The organism is Streptomyces sp. TG1A-8, from assembly GCF_030499535.1.
GTDB lineage: Bacteria > Actinomycetota > Actinomycetes > Streptomycetales > Streptomycetaceae > Streptomyces.
The window spans coordinates 2,045,553-2,061,969 of sequence record NZ_JASTLB010000001.1 but is presented as its reverse complement, the minus strand read 5'-3'; the positions used below and the strand labels follow the sequence as shown (position 1 = coordinate 2,061,969).

The window sequence follows — 16,417 nt, the reverse complement described above, 5'->3', positions numbered from 1 at the left end:
TCCCGGAAGGATCCGGGAACCGCTCCCTTTGCCGTAGGTGCGGACGTGCGCGGTGTCACCGACGCTTTGTAGTGTGGTAGCACAACGCATCACGTACGACACAGAACGAGGGGAAGCGCACCACGCCGCCGCCGGTCCTCGGTAGTGGCCCCCGGGGGAAGCGAATCCCGGGTGCTTCGATCGAAGACCGGCCCGCACCGCAGGAGCGCTTCTCCGCCACCGTCCCCCCGCCACACGGGTGAGGAGGGACGAAAGACGACAAGTAACGGAGAAATCGCTAGTGGAGAACGAGACCCACTACGCCGAGGCCGTCATCGACAACGGCGCCTTCGGCACCCGCACCATCCGCTTCGAGACGGGCCGCCTGGCCAAGCAGGCCGCCGGCTCCGCCGTGGCGTACCTGGACGACGACACCATGGTGCTGTCGGCCACCACCGCCTCCAAGAACCCCAAGGACCAGCTCGACTTCTTCCCGCTCACGGTGGACGTCGAGGAGCGGATGTACGCCGCCGGCAAGATCCCCGGCAGCTTCTTCCGCCGCGAGGGCCGGCCGAGCGAGGACGCGATCCTCACCTGCCGCCTCATCGACCGCCCGCTGCGCCCGTCCTTCAAGAAGGGCCTGCGCAACGAGATCCAGGTCGTCGCCACGATCATGGCGCTCAACCCCGACCACCTGTACGACGTCGTGGCGATCAACGCCGCGTCCGCCTCCACGCAGCTGGCCGGCCTGCCCTTCTCCGGCCCGATCGGCGGCGTCCGCGTCGCGCTGATCCGCGGCCAGTGGGTCGCCTTCCCGACGCACACCGAGCTCGAGGACGCCGTCTTCGACATGGTCGTCGCGGGCCGCGTCCTGGAGGACGGCGACGTCGCGATCATGATGGTCGAGGCCGAGGCCACCGAGAAGACCATCAAGCTGGTCGAGGGCGGTGCCGAGGCGCCGACCGAGGAGGTCGTCGCCGCCGGTCTGGACGCCGCCAAGCCGTTCATCAAGGTCCTGTGCCGGGCCCAGGCCGACCTCGCCTCGAAGGCCGCCAAGCCGACCGCCGAGTTCCCGATCTTCCTGGACTACCAGGACGACGTGTTCGAGGCGCTGACGGCCGCCGTCCGCCCCGAGCTGGCCCAGGCGCTCACCATCGCCGGCAAGCAGGACCGCGAGGCCGAGCTGGACCGCGTCAAGCAGCTCGCCGCCGAGAAGCTCCTGCCGGAGTTCGAGGGCCGCGAGAAGGAGATCTCCGCCGCGTACCGCTCGCTCACCAAGCAGCTGGTCCGCGAGCGCGTGATCAAGGAGAAGAAGCGCATCGACGGCCGCGGTGTCACCGACATCCGCACGCTGGCCGCCGAGGTCGAGGCCATCCCGCGGGTGCACGGTTCCGCGCTGTTCGAGCGGGGCGAGACCCAGATCCTGGGCGTCACCACCCTCAACATGCTCCGCATGGAGCAGCAGCTGGACACCCTCTCGCCGGTGACCCGCAAGCGCTACATGCACAACTACAACTTCCCGCCGTACTCCACCGGCGAGACCGGCCGCGTCGGCTCCCCCAAGCGCCGCGAGATCGGCCACGGCGCCCTCGCCGAGCGCGCGCTCGTCCCGGTGCTGCCCGCGCGCGAGGACTTCCCCTACGCGATCCGCCAGGTGTCCGAGGCCCTCGGCTCCAACGGCTCGACGTCCATGGGCTCGGTCTGCGCCTCCACCATGTCGCTGCTGAACGCCGGTGTGCCGCTGAAGGCCCCCGTCGCCGGTATCGCCATGGGCCTGATCTCCCAGGAGATCGAGGGCGAGACGCACTACGTCACCCTTACCGACATCCTCGGTGCGGAGGACGCCTTCGGCGACATGGACTTCAAGGTCGCCGGCACCAAGGAGTTCGTGACCGCCCTCCAGCTCGACACCAAGCTGGACGGCATCCCCGCCTCCGTCCTGGCCGCGGCCCTCAAGCAGGCCCGCGACGCCCGCCTCCACATCCTCGACGTGATGATGGAGGCCATCGACCGGCCCGACGAGATGAGCCCGAACGCCCCGCGGATCATCACCGTCAAGATCCCGGTCGACAAGATCGGTGAGGTCATCGGCCCCAAGGGCAAGATGATCAACCAGATCCAGGAGGACACGGGCGCCGAGATCACCATCGAGGACGACGGCACGATCTACATCGGTGCCGCCGACGGTCCCTCGGCCGAGGCCGCCCGCGCCACGATCAACGGCATCGCCAACCCGACGATGCCCGAGGTCGGCGAGCGCTACCTGGGCACGGTCGTGAAGACGACCACCTTCGGCGCGTTCGTCTCCCTGCTGCCCGGCAAGGACGGTCTGCTGCACATCTCGCAGATCCGCAAGCTCGCCGGCGGCAAGCGCGTGGAGAACGTCGAGGACGTCCTCGGCGTGGGCCACAAGGTCCAGGTCGAGATCGCCGAGATCGACTCCCGCGGCAAGCTCTCCCTGATCCCCGTGATCGAGGGCGAGGAAGACTCCAGCGACGACAAGAAGGACGACGCCGACCAGTGACGTCCCGTAGCTCCAAGGCGACGGCCCGCACCTCCCCGGAGGCGCGGGCCGTCGCCCGTACCCAAACCCTCATCAAGGGCTCCAACGGCATCGGCACCGTCCGCAGGACCACCCTCCCCGGCGGCCTGCGCATCGTCACCGAGACCCTGCCCTCCGTACGCTCGGCGACCTTCGGCATCTGGGCGCACGTCGGCTCCCGCGACGAGTCCCCGTCCCTGAACGGCGCCACGCACTACCTGGAGCACCTGCTCTTCAAGGGCACCGGCCGCAGGTCCGCCCTGGACATCTCCTCCGCCGTCGACGCCGTCGGCGGCGAGATGAACGCGTTCACGGCCAAGGAGTACACGTGCTACTACGCGCGCGTGCTCGACACCGACCTGCCCCTGGCCATCGACGTCGTCTGCGACATGCTCACCGGCTCGCTCATCGCCGAGGAGGACGTCGACGTCGAGCGCGGCGCGATCCTCGAGGAGATCGCGATGACCGAGGACGACCCGGGCGACTGCGTGCACGACCTGTTCGCGCACACCATGTTCGGCGACAACCCCCTCGGCCGCCCGGTCCTCGGCACGGTCGACACGGTCAACGCCCTCACCGCCGACCGCATCCGCCGCTTCTACAAGAAGCACTACGACCCCACCCACCTGGTCGTCGCCTGCGCCGGCAACGTCGACCACCACAAGGTCGTGCGGCAGGTCCGCGCCGCCTTCGAGAGGGACGGCGTCCTGAAGGACCCCGACGCGCAGCCGATCGCCCCGCGCTCCGGCCGCCGCGCCATCCGCACGGCCGGCCGCGTCGAACTGATCGGCCGCAGGACCGAGCAGGCGCACGTCGTCCTCGGCATGCCGGGCCTGGCCCGCACCGACGACCGCCGCTGGGCGATGGGCGTCCTCAACACGGCCCTCGGCGGCGGCATGTCGTCCAGGCTGTTCCAGGAGGTCCGGGAGAAGCGCGGACTGGCCTACAGCGTGTACTCGTACACCTCCGGCTTCGCCGACTGCGGGCTGTTCGGCGTGTACGCCGGCTGCCGCCCGAGCCAGGTGCACGAGGTGCTGCGGATCTGCCGCGAAGAACTCGACCACGTCGCCGAGAACGGCCTGAGCGACGACGAGATCAGCCGCGCCGTCGGCCAGCTCAAGGGCTCCACGGTCCTCGGCCTGGAGGACACCGGCGCGCTGATGAACCGTATCGGCAAGAGCGAGCTGTGCTGGGGCGAGCAGATGTCCGTCGACGACATGCTGGCCCGGATAGCCGAGGTCACCCCGGACGAGGTCCGGTCGGTCGCCCACGACATCCTGGGGCAGCGCCCGTCGCTGTCGGTCATCGGTCCGCTGAAGGACAAGCAGGCCGCGCGGCTGCACGACGCCGTCGCCTGATCACCTCCCGTAAGGAAGCAAGATGAGCAAACTGCGCGTGGCGGTTCTCGGGGCCGGGGGCCGTATCGGGTCCGAGGCGGTCCGGGCGGTCGAGGCCGCCGAGGACATGGAGCTGGTCGCCGCCCTCGGCCGGGGCGACAGGCTGGAGACCCTGGCGGAGGCCGGCGCCCAGGTCGCCGTCGAGCTGACCACCCCCGCCTCGGTCATGGGCAACCTCGACTTCTGCGTGCGCCACGGCATCCACGCGGTCGTCGGCACGACCGGCTGGACCGACGAGCGCCTGGCGCAGCTGACGGGCTGGCTCGCCCAGTCCCCGCGGACGGGCGTGCTCATCGCGCCGAACTTCTCCATCGGCGCCGTCCTGACGATGAGATTCGCGCAGATCGCCGCGCCCTACTTCGAGTCGGTCGAGGTGGTCGAGCTGCACCACCCGGGCAAGGCGGACGCCCCCTCCGGCACCGCCACGCGCACCGCCCAGCTCATCGCCGGGGCCCGGCGCCGGTCCGGCACCGCCCCGGCGCCGGACGCCACGGTCACCGCCCTGGACGGCGCCCGCGGCGCGAGCGTCGACGGGGTCCCCGTGCACTCCGTACGGCTGCGCGGTCTGCTGGCCCACCAGGAGGTGCTGCTCGGCGCCGACGGCGAGACCCTCACCGTCCGCCACGACTCCCTGCACCACAGCAGCTTCATGCCGGGCATCCTGCTCGGCGCGCGCCGCGTGGTGAGCACCCCGGGCCTGACCTTCGGCCTGGAACACTTCCTGGACCTGGGCTGATCCGAGACCCCACATGCGCGCGAAGATCTCCTACGCCGTCACGGCCGCCGTCCTCGTCTTCTACTTCGTCCTGGTCGGCAGCCGCGGCGTCATGCTCATCCAGTCCGGCACCCTGCTGACCGTCACCTTCGGCGTGGCGGTGCTGATCCTGCCGGTCATCGGCCTGTGGTTCCTGTGGAAGAACACCCGGTTCGTCCGCAGGGCCAACCAGCTCGCCGCCGAACTCGACGCCGAGGGCGGTCTGCCCGTCGACGAGCTGAGGCGCACCCCCAGCGGTCGCATCGACCGCGATTCGGCCGACGAGGTGTTCACCCGGCGCAAGGCCGAGACCGAGGCGGCCCCCGACGACTGGCGCAACTGGTTCCGGCTCGCCGTCGCCTACCACGACGCCCGCGACACCCCGCGCGCCCGCAAGGCGATGCAACGCGCCATAGCCCTCCACGACGGCGCGCACACCCGGGCCTGAACCGCAGCAACGCCCCGGGCACGGGGAAGGGCCGGTCCGCCGATGGTGCGGACCGGCCCTTCCCCGTGCCCGGTCAGTCCCTGCGGTGCTCCGCGGCCCAGGCCTCCACCGCGTCGGCGGCCCGGTCGAAGGCCGCGGGCCGCCCCCGGAAGTCCAGGCCGTGCGTGGTCAGCAGCGGAGCCGCGTCCTCGGCCGGCCGGTCCGCGCGCACGAGGGTGAGCGCCTGCCCCTGCACCGTGCGCGGCAGCCCCAGCCAGCGCACCGGCTGCTGCGCCGTCCGCACCGAGACGACGCGCCGCCACGGCACCGTACGCGTCGCCAGGAAGCGCACCTGACGCAGGCCGCGCCCGCTCACCCACACGCCCATGCGCAGCAGCCGCAGCGCGCCGCCGATGACCGCCAGGGCCGCGGCCAGGATCGCCGCGGCGGGGGCCGCCGAGCCGGCGAGGGCGACGAGAACCGCCCCGAACAGCACGAACGAGGAGAGCAGCAGCCCCACGGCGGCTGTGCCCACCCGCCACGGCCCGGGCCGGTAGGGGCGCCGCCAGCGGTCGCGGTCCTCGTACGGCAGCGCGCTCTCGGACGCCGTCTCGAAGGTGCGGTCGGCCGTCAGGAAGGGCAGGGGCACGGCTGGTCCTCACTCGGTCCTCGCGTGGGCTGTGCCCGGTGAGGCTATCCGGCCGTGTTCCCGCTCACCACCCATGGACGTCCGGAAGGGTCAGCGCCCCGGTGCGTGCCCCTGCGACGCCTGGGACTGCTGGACCGGCGTACTGCTGGACGGCGTGGACAGGGCGGGCGTTGCGATGATGAGGGAGCCGACGATCCCGGCGACGATGGTGAGGCCCAGCAGCCAGCGCCCGGCCAACTGGCCGGCCGACGGGCGGGGGCGGGGCGGCGGGGTGACGTTGCTGCGGAACGTGTCGGCCTCGGCCGGGGGGGTGAAGGGGACGGGCTCGTGCCGACGGAACATCGCGGTGGTGTCTCCTTTCGGGGGACGGACGGACAGGCCTCATCCGGACAGACGATCCAGCGGTGCGAAAGGTGCCCGTGTCCGGGGGGCCGACGGCGCGGCATTCGGGCCGAGGCACTGCCTCCGCCCAGGCGGGTGCCCCGTAAGGTGGGCGCGAACCTCAGCAGTGATGGGAAGGACCCCGAGCCCCGTGACCACCCCCGAGTCGCTCACGTTCCGCAGCGACGTCACCGTCGAACTGGTGAAGTCCAGCGCGTCGGACGCCGACGTCCTCTTCGCCGCCCGCGTCTCCACGGCCGGCGAGCAGTCCCTGGACGAACTGAAGAAGGACCCCGAGCGCTCCAAGGGCCTGATCAACTACCTGATGCGCGACCGGCACGGCAGCCCGTTCGAGCACAACTCGATGACGTTCCTCATCAGCGCCCCGATCTTCGTCTTCCGCGAGTTCATGCGGCACCGCGTCGGCTGGTCGTACAACGAGGAGTCCGGCCGCTACCGCGAGCTCCAGCCGGTCTTCTACGTCCCCGGCGCCTCCCGCAAGCTCGTCCAGCAGGGCCGCCCGGGCAAGTACGTCTTCGTCGAGGGCACCCCGGCCCAGCACGAGGCGGTGCGCGGCGTCCTGCGGGAGTCCTACGAGCAGGCGTACACGGCCTACCAGAAGCTGCTCGCCGAGGGCGTCGCCCGCGAGGTCGCCCGTTCGGTCCTGCCCGTCGGCCTCTACTCCTCGATGTACGCCACCTGCAACGCCCGCTCGCTGATGCACTTCCTCGGCCTGCGCACCCAGCACGAACTGGCCAGGGTGCCGTCCTTCCCGCAGCGGGAGATCGAGATGGTCGGCGAGAAGCTGGAGGCCGAGTGGGCACGGCTGATGCCCCTCACGCACGCCGCCTTCAACGCCAACGGGCGGGTGGCGCCGTGACGGGACCCCGCCCTCCCGCGCGGAACGGATGTACGGGTCAGCCCGGTGAGGTGTCCGTATTGCGGCATTTGTGGAAGTTCATCTAGCCTGATCGGACGGGCCCGGCACTGCTTGAACCCCCGAGCAGGCAGTGCCGGGCTCCGCATTTGTCCTTACTTTCCCGGCCCCCGCAGGCAGACCACACAATGCGCACCGAGTAGCGTGTCACCCATGGCTCCGACCTCGACTCCGCAGACCCCCTTCGGGCGGGTCCTCACCGCCATGGTCACGCCCTTCACGGCGGACGGCGCACTCGACCTCGACGGCGCGCAGCGGCTCGCCGCCCACCTGGTGGACGCAGGCAACGACGGGTTGGTCGTCAGCGGCACCACCGGCGAGTCCCCCACCACCAGCGACGCGGAGAAAGCGGACCTCGTGCGAGCCGTGCGGGAGGCGGTCGGCGACCGCGCCCACGTCGTGGCCGGTGTCGGCACCAACGACACCCGCCACAGCATCGAACTGGCCCGCGCGGCGGAGCAGGCCGGCGCCCACGGCCTCCTGGTCGTCACGCCGTACTACAACAAGCCCCCGCAGGAGGGCCTGTACCGGCACTTCACGGCCGTCGCCGACGCCACCGGCCTGCCGGTGATGCTCTACGACATCCCCGGCCGCAGCGGCGTCCCGATCGGCACCGAGACGCTGGTCCGCCTCGCCGAGCACCCCCGGATCGTCGCCAACAAGGACGCCAAGGGCGACCTCGGCCGCGCCGGCTGGGCCATCGCCCGGTCCGGCCTCGCCTGGTACTCCGGCGACGACATGCTGAACCTGCCCCTGCTCTCCGTGGGCGCGGTCGGCTTCGTGTCGGTCGCCGGCCACGTCGTCACCCCCGACCTGCGCGCCCTCGTCGACGCGTACACCTCGGGCGACGTCGTCAAGGCCACCGAGATCCACCAGAAGCTGCTGCCGGTCTACACCGGTATGTTCCGTACCCAGGGCGTCATGACCACCAAGGCCGCGCTCACCCTCCTGGGGCTGCCCGCAGGCCCCCTGCGCGCCCCCATGGTCGAGTGCTCGCCCGAAGAGGTGGCCCGGCTCAAGCTCGATCTGGCCGCCGGCGGGGTACAGCTCTGACAACAGACTTGGCACCACCCGAGCTTCACAACTGAACACACAACAGCACAGGCGGGCCACCGGTGCCCGCATTCCACAACACAACTGCTTCTGCACGAACGTCATGCGCGCCACGTGCCCGACCGGTACGTGGCGCGCGTGGTGAGGAGAGTCTTTTGAGTCATCCGCATCCTGAACTCGGCCCGCCCCCGCCGCTGCCGAAGGACGGCCTGCGCGTCACCCCGCTCGGCGGCCTCGGTGAGATCGGCCGGAACATGACGGTCTTCGAATACGGCGGCCGCCTGCTGATCGTCGACTGCGGAGTGCTCTTCCCCGAGGAGGAGCAGCCCGGGATCGACCTGATCCTGCCGGACTTCACGTCCATCAGGGACCGCCTCGACGACATCGAGGGCATCGTCCTCACGCACGGCCACGAGGACCACATCGGCGGTGTGCCCTTCCTGCTCCGCGAGAAGCCGGACATCCCGCTGATCGGCTCCAAGCTGACCCTCGCCCTCATCGAGGCCAAGCTCCAGGAGCACCGCATCCGCCCCTACACCCTCGAGGTGGCGGAGGGCAACCGCGAGCGCATCGGCCCCTTCGACTGCGAGTTCGTCGCCGTCAACCACTCCATCCCCGACGCCCTGGCCGTCGCCATCCGCACGCCCGCCGGCATGGTGGTCCACACCGGCGACTTCAAGATGGACCAGCTCCCGCTGGACAACCGCCTGACCGACCTGCACGCGTTCGCGCGGCTGAGCGAGGAAGGCATCGACCTCCTCCTCGCCGACTCGACGAACGCCGAGGTCCCGGGTTTCGTCCCGCCCGAGCGCGACATCTCCAACGTCCTGCGCCAGGTCTTCGCCGGCGCCGGCAAGCGGATCATCGTGGCGAGCTTCGCCAGCCACGTCCACCGCATCCAGCAGATCCTGGACGCGGCGCACGAGCACGGCCGCCGGGTCGCCTTCGTCGGCCGCTCCATGGTCCGCAACATGGGCATCGCCCGGGACCTCGGGTACCTGAAGGTCCCGCCGGGCCTGGTCGTGGACGTGAAGACGCTGGACGACCTCCCGGACCACAAGGTGGTCCTGGTGTGCACGGGCTCCCAGGGCGAGCCCATGGCGGCCCTGTCCCGCATGGCCAACCGCGACCACCAGATCCGGATCGTGGAGGGCGACACGGTCATCCTGGCCTCGTCGCTCATCCCCGGCAACGAGAACGCGGTCTACCGCGTGATCAACGGCCTGACCCGCTGGGGCGCCAACGTCGTCCACAAGGGCAACGCCAAGGTGCACGTCTCCGGCCACGCCTCCGCCGGCGAGCTGCTGTACTTCTACAACATCTGCCGCCCGCGGAACCTGATGCCGGTCCACGGCGAGTGGCGCCACCTGCGCGCCAACGCCGAGCTGGGCGCACTGACGGGTGTCCCGCACGACCGGGTCGTCATCGCCGAGGACGGCGTGGTGGTCGACCTGGTCGGAGGGAAGGCCAGGATCTCCGGCAAGGTCCAGGCGGGGTACGTCTACGTCGACGGGCTCTCCGTCGGGGACGTCGGTGAGCCGGCCCTGAAGGACCGCAAGATCCTCGGCGACGAGGGCATCATCTCGGTCTTCGTCGTCCTGGACGCCTCCACCGGAAAGATCACGGGCGGTCCGCACGTCCAGGCCCGTGGCTCGGGCATCGAGGACTCGGCCTTCGCCGGCGTCCTTCCGAAGATCACGGAGGTCCTGGAGCGGTCCGCCCAGGACGGCGTCGTGGAGCTCCACCAGCTCCAGCAGCTCATCCGCCGCACCCTCGGTAAGTGGGTCTCGGACACCTATCGCCGCAGACCGATGATCCTGCCGGTCGTGGTGGAGGTCTGACCCCTCCTCCGCGCCAACAGGGAGCGGGGCACCTCGATTTGCATCGGGCCGCCCCGCTCCAGTACGTTTGCCACTCCTCCGGCGGGGAACCCCAGTGCTCCATGGACTGGACGCAGGTTCTCCGGGCCGGGTGGAAAATCCGACTCAGAAGTTCTGATAAAGTCGGAACCGCCGGAAAGGGAAACGCGGGAGCGGGAACCTGGAAAGCACCGAGGAAATCGGATCGGAAAAGGATCTGGTAGAGTCGGAGACGCAGGACCGAAGGGAAGCGCCCGGAGGAAAGCCCGTGAGGGTGAGTACGAAGGAAGCGTCCGTTCCTTGAGAACTCAACAGCGTGCCAAAAGTCAACGCCAGATATGTTGATACCCCGTCCGTCGGAGGTTGTTTTCCGATGGTCGAGGTTCCTTTGAAGTAGACACAGCGAGGACGCTGTGAACGGCTGGGCTTATTCCGCCCGGCTGTTCCGCTCTCGTGATGTGTGCACCGGATGTGCTGGTTGCATGGTCCGGGGTGAGCATTCACGGAGAGTTTGATCCTGGCTCAGGACGAACGCTGGCGGCGTGCTTAACACATGCAAGTCGAACGATGAACCTCTTTCGGGAGGGGATTAGTGGCGAACGGGTGAGTAACACGTGGGCAATCTGCCCTGCACTCTGGGACAAGCCCTGGAAACGGGGTCTAATACCGGATATGAGGATCATGGGCATCTGTGGTTCTGGAAAGCTCCGGCGGTGCAGGATGGGCCCGCGGCCTATCAGCTTGTTGGTGAGGTAATGGCTCACCAAGGCGACGACGGGTAGCCGGCCTGAGAGGGCGACCGGCCACACTGGGACTGAGACACGGCCCAGACTCCTACGGGAGGCAGCAGTGGGGAATATTGCACAATGGGCGAAAGCCTGATGCAGCGACGCCGCGTGAGGGATGACGGCCTTCGGGTTGTAAACCTCTTTCAGCAGGGAAGAAGCGAAAGTGACGGTACCTGCAGAAGAAGCGCCGGCTAACTACGTGCCAGCAGCCGCGGTAATACGTAGGGCGCGAGCGTTGTCCGGAATTATTGGGCGTAAAGAGCTCGTAGGCGGCTTGTCGCGTCGGTTGTGAAAGCCCGGGGCTTAACCCCGGGTCTGCAGTCGATACGGGCAGGCTAGAGTTCGGTAGGGGAGATCGGAATTCCTGGTGTAGCGGTGAAATGCGCAGATATCAGGAGGAACACCGGTGGCGAAGGCGGATCTCTGGGCCGATACTGACGCTGAGGAGCGAAAGCGTGGGGAGCGAACAGGATTAGATACCCTGGTAGTCCACGCCGTAAACGGTGGGCACTAGGTGTGGGCAACATTCCACGTTGTCCGTGCCGCAGCTAACGCATTAAGTGCCCCGCCTGGGGAGTACGGCCGCAAGGCTAAAACTCAAAGGAATTGACGGGGGCCCGCACAAGCGGCGGAGCATGTGGCTTAATTCGACGCAACGCGAAGAACCTTACCAAGGCTTGACATACGCCGGAAAACCCTGGAGACAGGGTCCCCCTTGTGGTCGGTGTACAGGTGGTGCATGGCTGTCGTCAGCTCGTGTCGTGAGATGTTGGGTTAAGTCCCGCAACGAGCGCAACCCTTGTCCCGTGTTGCCAGCAGGCCCTTGTGGTGCTGGGGACTCACGGGAGACCGCCGGGGTCAACTCGGAGGAAGGTGGGGACGACGTCAAGTCATCATGCCCCTTATGTCTTGGGCTGCACACGTGCTACAATGGCCGGTACAAAGAGCTGCGATACCGTGAGGTGGAGCGAATCTCAAAAAGCCGGTCTCAGTTCGGATTGGGGTCTGCAACTCGACCCCATGAAGTCGGAGTCGCTAGTAATCGCAGATCAGCATTGCTGCGGTGAATACGTTCCCGGGCCTTGTACACACCGCCCGTCACGTCACGAAAGTCGGTAACACCCGAAGCCGGTGGCCCAACCCCTTGTGGGAGGGAGCTGTCGAAGGTGGGACTGGCGATTGGGACGAAGTCGTAACAAGGTAGCCGTACCGGAAGGTGCGGCTGGATCACCTCCTTTCTAAGGAGCACTTCTTACCGGGCCTGGCCCGGTCAGAGGCCGGTGCATCGGCGAGTGTCCGATGCCGGTTGCTCATGGGTGGAACGTTGACTATTCGGCAGGGTCCAGGATGGATCAGGCGCTAGTACTGCCCTTGGGGGTGTGGAACGCTGATCTGGTCGGCTGGTCGTGTCGGGCACGCTGTTGGGTGTCTGAGGGAATGGGTTTTTTTCCTCAGGTGCCGGCCCCAGTGTACTCGGACGGTGGTCCGGGGTGATGGGTGGCTGGTCGTTGTTTGAGAACTGCACAGTGGACGCGAGCATCTGTGGCCAAGTTTTTAAGGGCGCACGGTGGATGCCTTGGCACCAGGAACCGATGAAGGACGTGGGAGGCCACGATAGTCCCCGGGGAGTCGTCAACCAGGCTTTGATCCGGGGGTTTCCGAATGGGGAAACCCGGCAGTCGTCATGGGCTGTCACCCGCTGCTGAACACATAGGCAGTGTGGAGGGAACGCGGGGAAGTGAAACATCTCAGTACCCGCAGGAAGAGAAAACAACCGTGATTCCGGGAGTAGTGGCGAGCGAAACCGGATGAGGCTAAACCGTATACGTGTGAGACCCGGCAGGGGTTGCGTGTGCGGGGTTGTGGGATCTCTCTTTCACGGTCTGCCGGCCGTGGGACGAGTCAGAAACCGTTGATGTAGGCGAAGGACATGCGAAAGGTCCGGCGTAGAGGGTAAGACCCCCGTAGTCGAAACGTCAGCGGCTCGTTGGAGAGACACCCAAGTAGCACGGGGCCCGAGAAATCCCGTGTGAATCTGGCGGGACCACCCGCTAAGCCTAAATATTCCCTGGTGACCGATAGCGGATAGTACCGTGAGGGAATGGTGAAAAGTACCCCGGGAGGGGAGTGAAATAGTACCTGAAACCGTGTGCCTACAAGCCGTGGGAGCGTCGGAGTGGAGTTTTCTTCATTCTCGTGACTGCGTGCCTTTTGAAGAATGAGCCTGCGAGTTTGCGGTGTGTTGCGAGGTTAACCCGGGTGGGGAAGCCGTAGCGAAAGCGAGTCCGAAGAGGGCGTTTTAGTAGCACGCTCAAGACCCGAAGCGGAGTGATCTAGCCATGGGCAGGTTGAAGCGGAGGTAAGACTTCGTGGAGGACCGAACCCACCAGGGTTGAAAACCTGGGGGATGACCTGTGGTTAGGGGTGAAAGGCCAATCAAACTCCGTGATAGCTGGTTCTCCCCGAAATGCATTTAGGTGCAGCGTCGTGTGTTTCTTGCCGGAGGTAGAGCACTGGATAGGCGATGGGCCCTACCGGGTTACTGACCTTAGCCAAACTCCGAATGCCGGTAAGTGAGAGCGCGGCAGTGAGACTGTGGGGGATAAGCTCCATGGTCGAGAGGGAAACAGCCCAGAGCATCGACTAAGGCCCCTAAGCGTACGCTAAGTGGGAAAGGATGTGGAGTCGCACAGACAACCAGGAGGTTGGCTTAGAAGCAGCCACCCTTGAAAGAGTGCGTAATAGCTCACTGGTCTAGTGATTCCGCGCCGACAATGTAGCGGGGCTCAAGCGTACCGCCGAAGTCGTGTCATTGACATATATAGCCCCAACGGGTGTGTTGATGGGTAGGGGAGCGTCGTCTGCCGGGTGAAGCAGCACCGGAAGGTAGTTGTGGACGGTTGACGAGTGAGAATGCAGGCATGAGTAGCGATACAAACGTGAGAAACGTTTGCGCCGATTGACTAAGGGTTCCTGGGTCAAGCTGATCTGCCCAGGGTAAGTCGGGACCTAAGGCGAGGCCGACAGGCGTAGTCGATGGATAACCGGTTGATATTCCGGTACCCGCTGTGAAGCGTCAAACATCGAGCATCGTGATGCTAAGGCCGTGAAGCCGTTCCGGACCCTTCGGGGAATGGAAAGTGGTGGAGCCGCCGGACCAAGCGGTTAGTAGGTGAGTGATGGGGTGACGCAGGAAGGTAGTCCATCCCGGGCGGTGGTTGTCCCGGGGTAAGGGTGTAGCCCGAGTGGTAGGTAAATCCGCCGCTCATGCAGGGTGAGACCTGATGCCGAGCCGATTGTGGTGAAGTGGATGATCCTATGCTGTCGAGAAAAGCCTCTAGCGAGTTTCATGGCGGCCCGTACCCTAAACCGACTCAGGTGGTCAGGTAGAGAATACCGAGGCGTTCGGGTGAACTATGGTTAAGGAACTCGGCAAAATGCCCCCGTAACTTCGGGAGAAGGGGGGCCACGTCTGGTGAGAGCATGTGCTGCTTGAGCTGGGGGTGGCCGCAGAGACCAGCGAGAAGCGACTGTTTACTAAAAACACAGGTCCGTGCGAAGCCGTAAGGCGATGTATACGGACTGACGCCTGCCCGGTGCTGGAACGTTAAGGGGACCGGTTAGCTCCATTTCGGTGGGGCGAAGCTGAGAACTTAAGCGCCAGTAAACGGCGGTGGTAACTATAACCATCCTAAGGTAGCGAAATTCCTTGTCGGGTAAGTTCCGACCTGCACGAATGGCGTAACGACTTCTCGACTGTCTCAACCATAGGCCCGGTGAAATTGCACTACGAGTAAAGATGCTCGTTTCGCGCAGCAGGACGGAAAGACCCCGGGACCTTTACTACAGTTTGATATTGGTGTTCGGTTCGGCTTGTGTAGGATAGCTGGGAGACTGTGAAGCAGGCACGCCAGTGTGTGTGGAGTCGTCGTTGAAATACCAGTCTGGTCGTGCTGGATGTCTAACCTGGGTCCGTGATCCGGATCAGGGACAGTGTCTGATGGGTAGTTTAACTGGGGCGGTTGCCTCCTAAAGAGTAACGGAGGCGCCCAAAGGTTCCCTCAGCCTGGTTGGCAATCAGGTGTTGAGTGTAAGTGCACAAGGGAGCTTGACTGTGAGACCGACGGGTCGAGCAGGGACGAAAGTCGGGACTAGTGATCCGGCGGTGGCTTGTGGAAGCGCCGTCGCTCAACGGATAAAAGGTACCCCGGGGATAACAGGCTGATCTTCCCCAAGAGTCCATATCGACGGGATGGTTTGGCACCTCGATGTCGGCTCGTCGCATCCTGGGGCTGGAGTCGGTCCCAAGGGTTGGGCTGTTCGCCCATTAAAGCGGTACGCGAGCTGGGTTTAGAACGTCGTGAGACAGTTCGGTCCCTATCCGCTGTGCGCGTAGGAGTCTTGAGAAGGGCTGTCCCTAGTACGAGAGGACCGGGACGGACGAACCTCTGGTGTGCCAGTTGTCCTGCCAAGGGCATGGCTGGTTGGCTACGTTCGGGAGGGATAACCGCTGAAAGCATCTAAGCGGGAAGCCTGCTTCGAGATGAGGACTCCCACCCACTTGATGGGGTAAGGCTCCCAGTAGACGACTGGGTTGATAGGCCGGATCTGGAAGCACGGTAACGTGTGGAGGTGACCGGTACTAATAGGCCGAGGGCTTGTCCTCAGTTGCTCGCGTCCACTGTGTTGGTTCTGAAACCACGAACAGCCCCGTGTGCTCGCACATGGTGCGGCGTTCAGTTTCATAGTGTTTCGGTGGTCATAGCGTGAGGGAAACGCCCGGTTACATTCCGAACCCGGAAGCTAAGCCTCACAGCGCCGATGGTACTGCAGGGGGGACCCTGTGGGAGAGTAGGACACCGCCGAACAATCATTGAGAGGGCGGACCCTGAACTTCGGTTCAGGGTCCGCCCTTTTCCGTTGTCCGTAACGTGTCGTTCACGTTGCGCCCCCAGCATCCAGCACATGGGTACTGCTGCAATGCTCAGGGCCGCCGGCGTCGGGCCCGGCGACGAGGTCGTCGTACCGGCCTTCGGGAACGCCGAGGTCGCCGAGGCCGTGATCCGGGCCGGCGCGCTCCCGGTGTTCGCCGACATAGACCCGGTCACCTACTGCCTGGACGCCTCCACCGTGGAAGCGGCCGTGACCGCGCGCACGGCCGCGGTCGTCGCCGTGCACCGCTTCGGACGACGGGCCGACATCGGGCGGTTGCACGAGGTCGGCCGGCGGCACGGGCTGCTGGTGCTGGAACAGGGCGAGTCCGGGGCGCCGTACGACGAGGTGGCGCAGCGCAGGGAGCGGGCCGCGTACCTCGATGCCAAGCTCAAGGGGGTGCGCACGCCCGACGGCGGTGACGGGCACACCTACCAGCAGTACGTGGTGCGGGTGCCGGGCAACGGCCGGCCGGACCGGGACGCCTTCGCCCGGGTGCTGCGTGCCAAGGGCGTCGACTGCCGGGTGCCGGTGAAGACGCCCGTGCACCGGCTGCCGGGGTTCCGTCGTTGCGCAGTGCTGCCGGAGACCGAGCTGGCGGCCGACGAAACGCTTGCGCTGCCCGTCGACGCCTCGCTCACCAAACGGGAGATGCAGCGGATCGTGTCGGCCTGCAACGCCTTGGGCGGACTGCTCCAGCCCGCCTTCTGAGCATTCCC

10 protein-coding genes and 3 rRNA genes are annotated in these 16,417 nt (G+C 66.5%); 11 read left to right on the top strand and 2 right to left on the bottom strand.

Annotation, left to right across the window (positions count from 1 at the left end; all coding sequences use genetic code 11):
- Positions 1-280: 280 nt before the first annotated feature.
- The 4 genes from QQY24_RS08465 to QQY24_RS08450 are packed head-to-tail and all read left to right on the top strand — an operon-like array spanning position 281 to position 5,120.
- Positions 281-2,503 (top strand): polyribonucleotide nucleotidyltransferase, encoded by a 2,223-nt coding sequence (locus tag QQY24_RS08465; RefSeq protein ID WP_301972059.1) that lies wholly within the window; start codon positions 281-283, stop codon positions 2,501-2,503.
- Positions 2,500-3,879, top strand: coding sequence for a pitrilysin family protein (locus QQY24_RS08460; protein ID WP_301972058.1), 1,380 nt, complete (start codon positions 2,500-2,502; stop codon positions 3,877-3,879). The genes QQY24_RS08465 and QQY24_RS08460 overlap by 4 nt, the downstream gene beginning before the upstream one ends.
- A gap of 22 nt (positions 3,880-3,901) precedes the next feature.
- A complete protein-coding gene (gene dapB, locus QQY24_RS08455) occupies positions 3,902-4,654 on the top strand; it encodes a 4-hydroxy-tetrahydrodipicolinate reductase (protein ID WP_301972057.1) in 753 nt (250 codons plus the stop codon).
- 13 nt (positions 4,655-4,667) lie between these two features.
- Positions 4,668-5,120, top strand: a complete 453-nt coding sequence (locus QQY24_RS08450) for a hypothetical protein (RefSeq protein ID WP_301972056.1) — start codon at positions 4,668-4,670, stop codon at positions 5,118-5,120.
- Between the two features lie 73 nt (positions 5,121-5,193).
- Here QQY24_RS08450 and QQY24_RS08445 read toward each other — a convergent pair whose 3' ends face one another.
- Positions 5,194-5,748, bottom strand: a complete 555-nt coding sequence (locus tag QQY24_RS08445; RefSeq protein ID WP_301972055.1) for a hypothetical protein — start codon at positions 5,746-5,748, stop codon at positions 5,194-5,196.
- A 90-nt stretch (positions 5,749-5,838) separates the two neighbouring features.
- Entirely contained in the window at positions 5,839-6,090 is a 252-nt protein-coding gene (locus QQY24_RS08440; protein ID WP_301972054.1) for a hypothetical protein, read from the bottom strand.
- A gap of 169 nt (positions 6,091-6,259) precedes the next feature.
- Here QQY24_RS08440 and thyX point away from each other — a divergent pair, with 169 nt between their 5' ends.
- The 7 genes from thyX (at position 6,260) to QQY24_RS08405 (ending at position 16,409) form a co-directional block, all read left to right on the top strand.
- A complete protein-coding gene (thyX, locus tag QQY24_RS08435; protein ID WP_301972053.1) occupies positions 6,260-7,009 on the top strand; it encodes an FAD-dependent thymidylate synthase in 750 nt (249 codons plus the stop codon).
- A 210-nt stretch (positions 7,010-7,219) separates the two neighbouring features.
- Positions 7,220-8,119: a 4-hydroxy-tetrahydrodipicolinate synthase gene (dapA, locus tag QQY24_RS08430; RefSeq protein ID WP_301972052.1), complete on the top strand. Its 900-nt coding sequence runs from the start codon at positions 7,220-7,222 to the stop codon at positions 8,117-8,119.
- Between the two features lie 155 nt (positions 8,120-8,274).
- On the top strand, positions 8,275-9,960 hold the full coding sequence (locus QQY24_RS08425; protein ID WP_301972051.1) for a ribonuclease J: 1,686 nt from the start codon (positions 8,275-8,277) through the stop codon (positions 9,958-9,960).
- 517 nt (positions 9,961-10,477) lie between these two features.
- Positions 10,478-12,004 (top strand): 16S ribosomal RNA (locus QQY24_RS08420).
- Positions 12,005-12,310: 306 nt separating this feature from the next.
- A 23S ribosomal RNA gene (locus QQY24_RS08415) occupies positions 12,311-15,432 on the top strand.
- Positions 15,433-15,517: 85 nt separating this feature from the next.
- Positions 15,518-15,634: ribosomal RNA gene (rrf, locus tag QQY24_RS08410) — 5S ribosomal RNA — on the top strand.
- Together the 16S, 23S and 5S rRNA genes form the textbook arrangement of a ribosomal RNA operon.
- 112 nt (positions 15,635-15,746) lie before the next feature.
- Positions 15,747-16,409: a DegT/DnrJ/EryC1/StrS family aminotransferase gene (locus QQY24_RS08405; RefSeq protein ID WP_301976176.1), complete on the top strand. Its 663-nt coding sequence runs from the start codon at positions 15,747-15,749 to the stop codon at positions 16,407-16,409.
- Positions 16,410-16,417 lie beyond the last annotated feature (8 nt).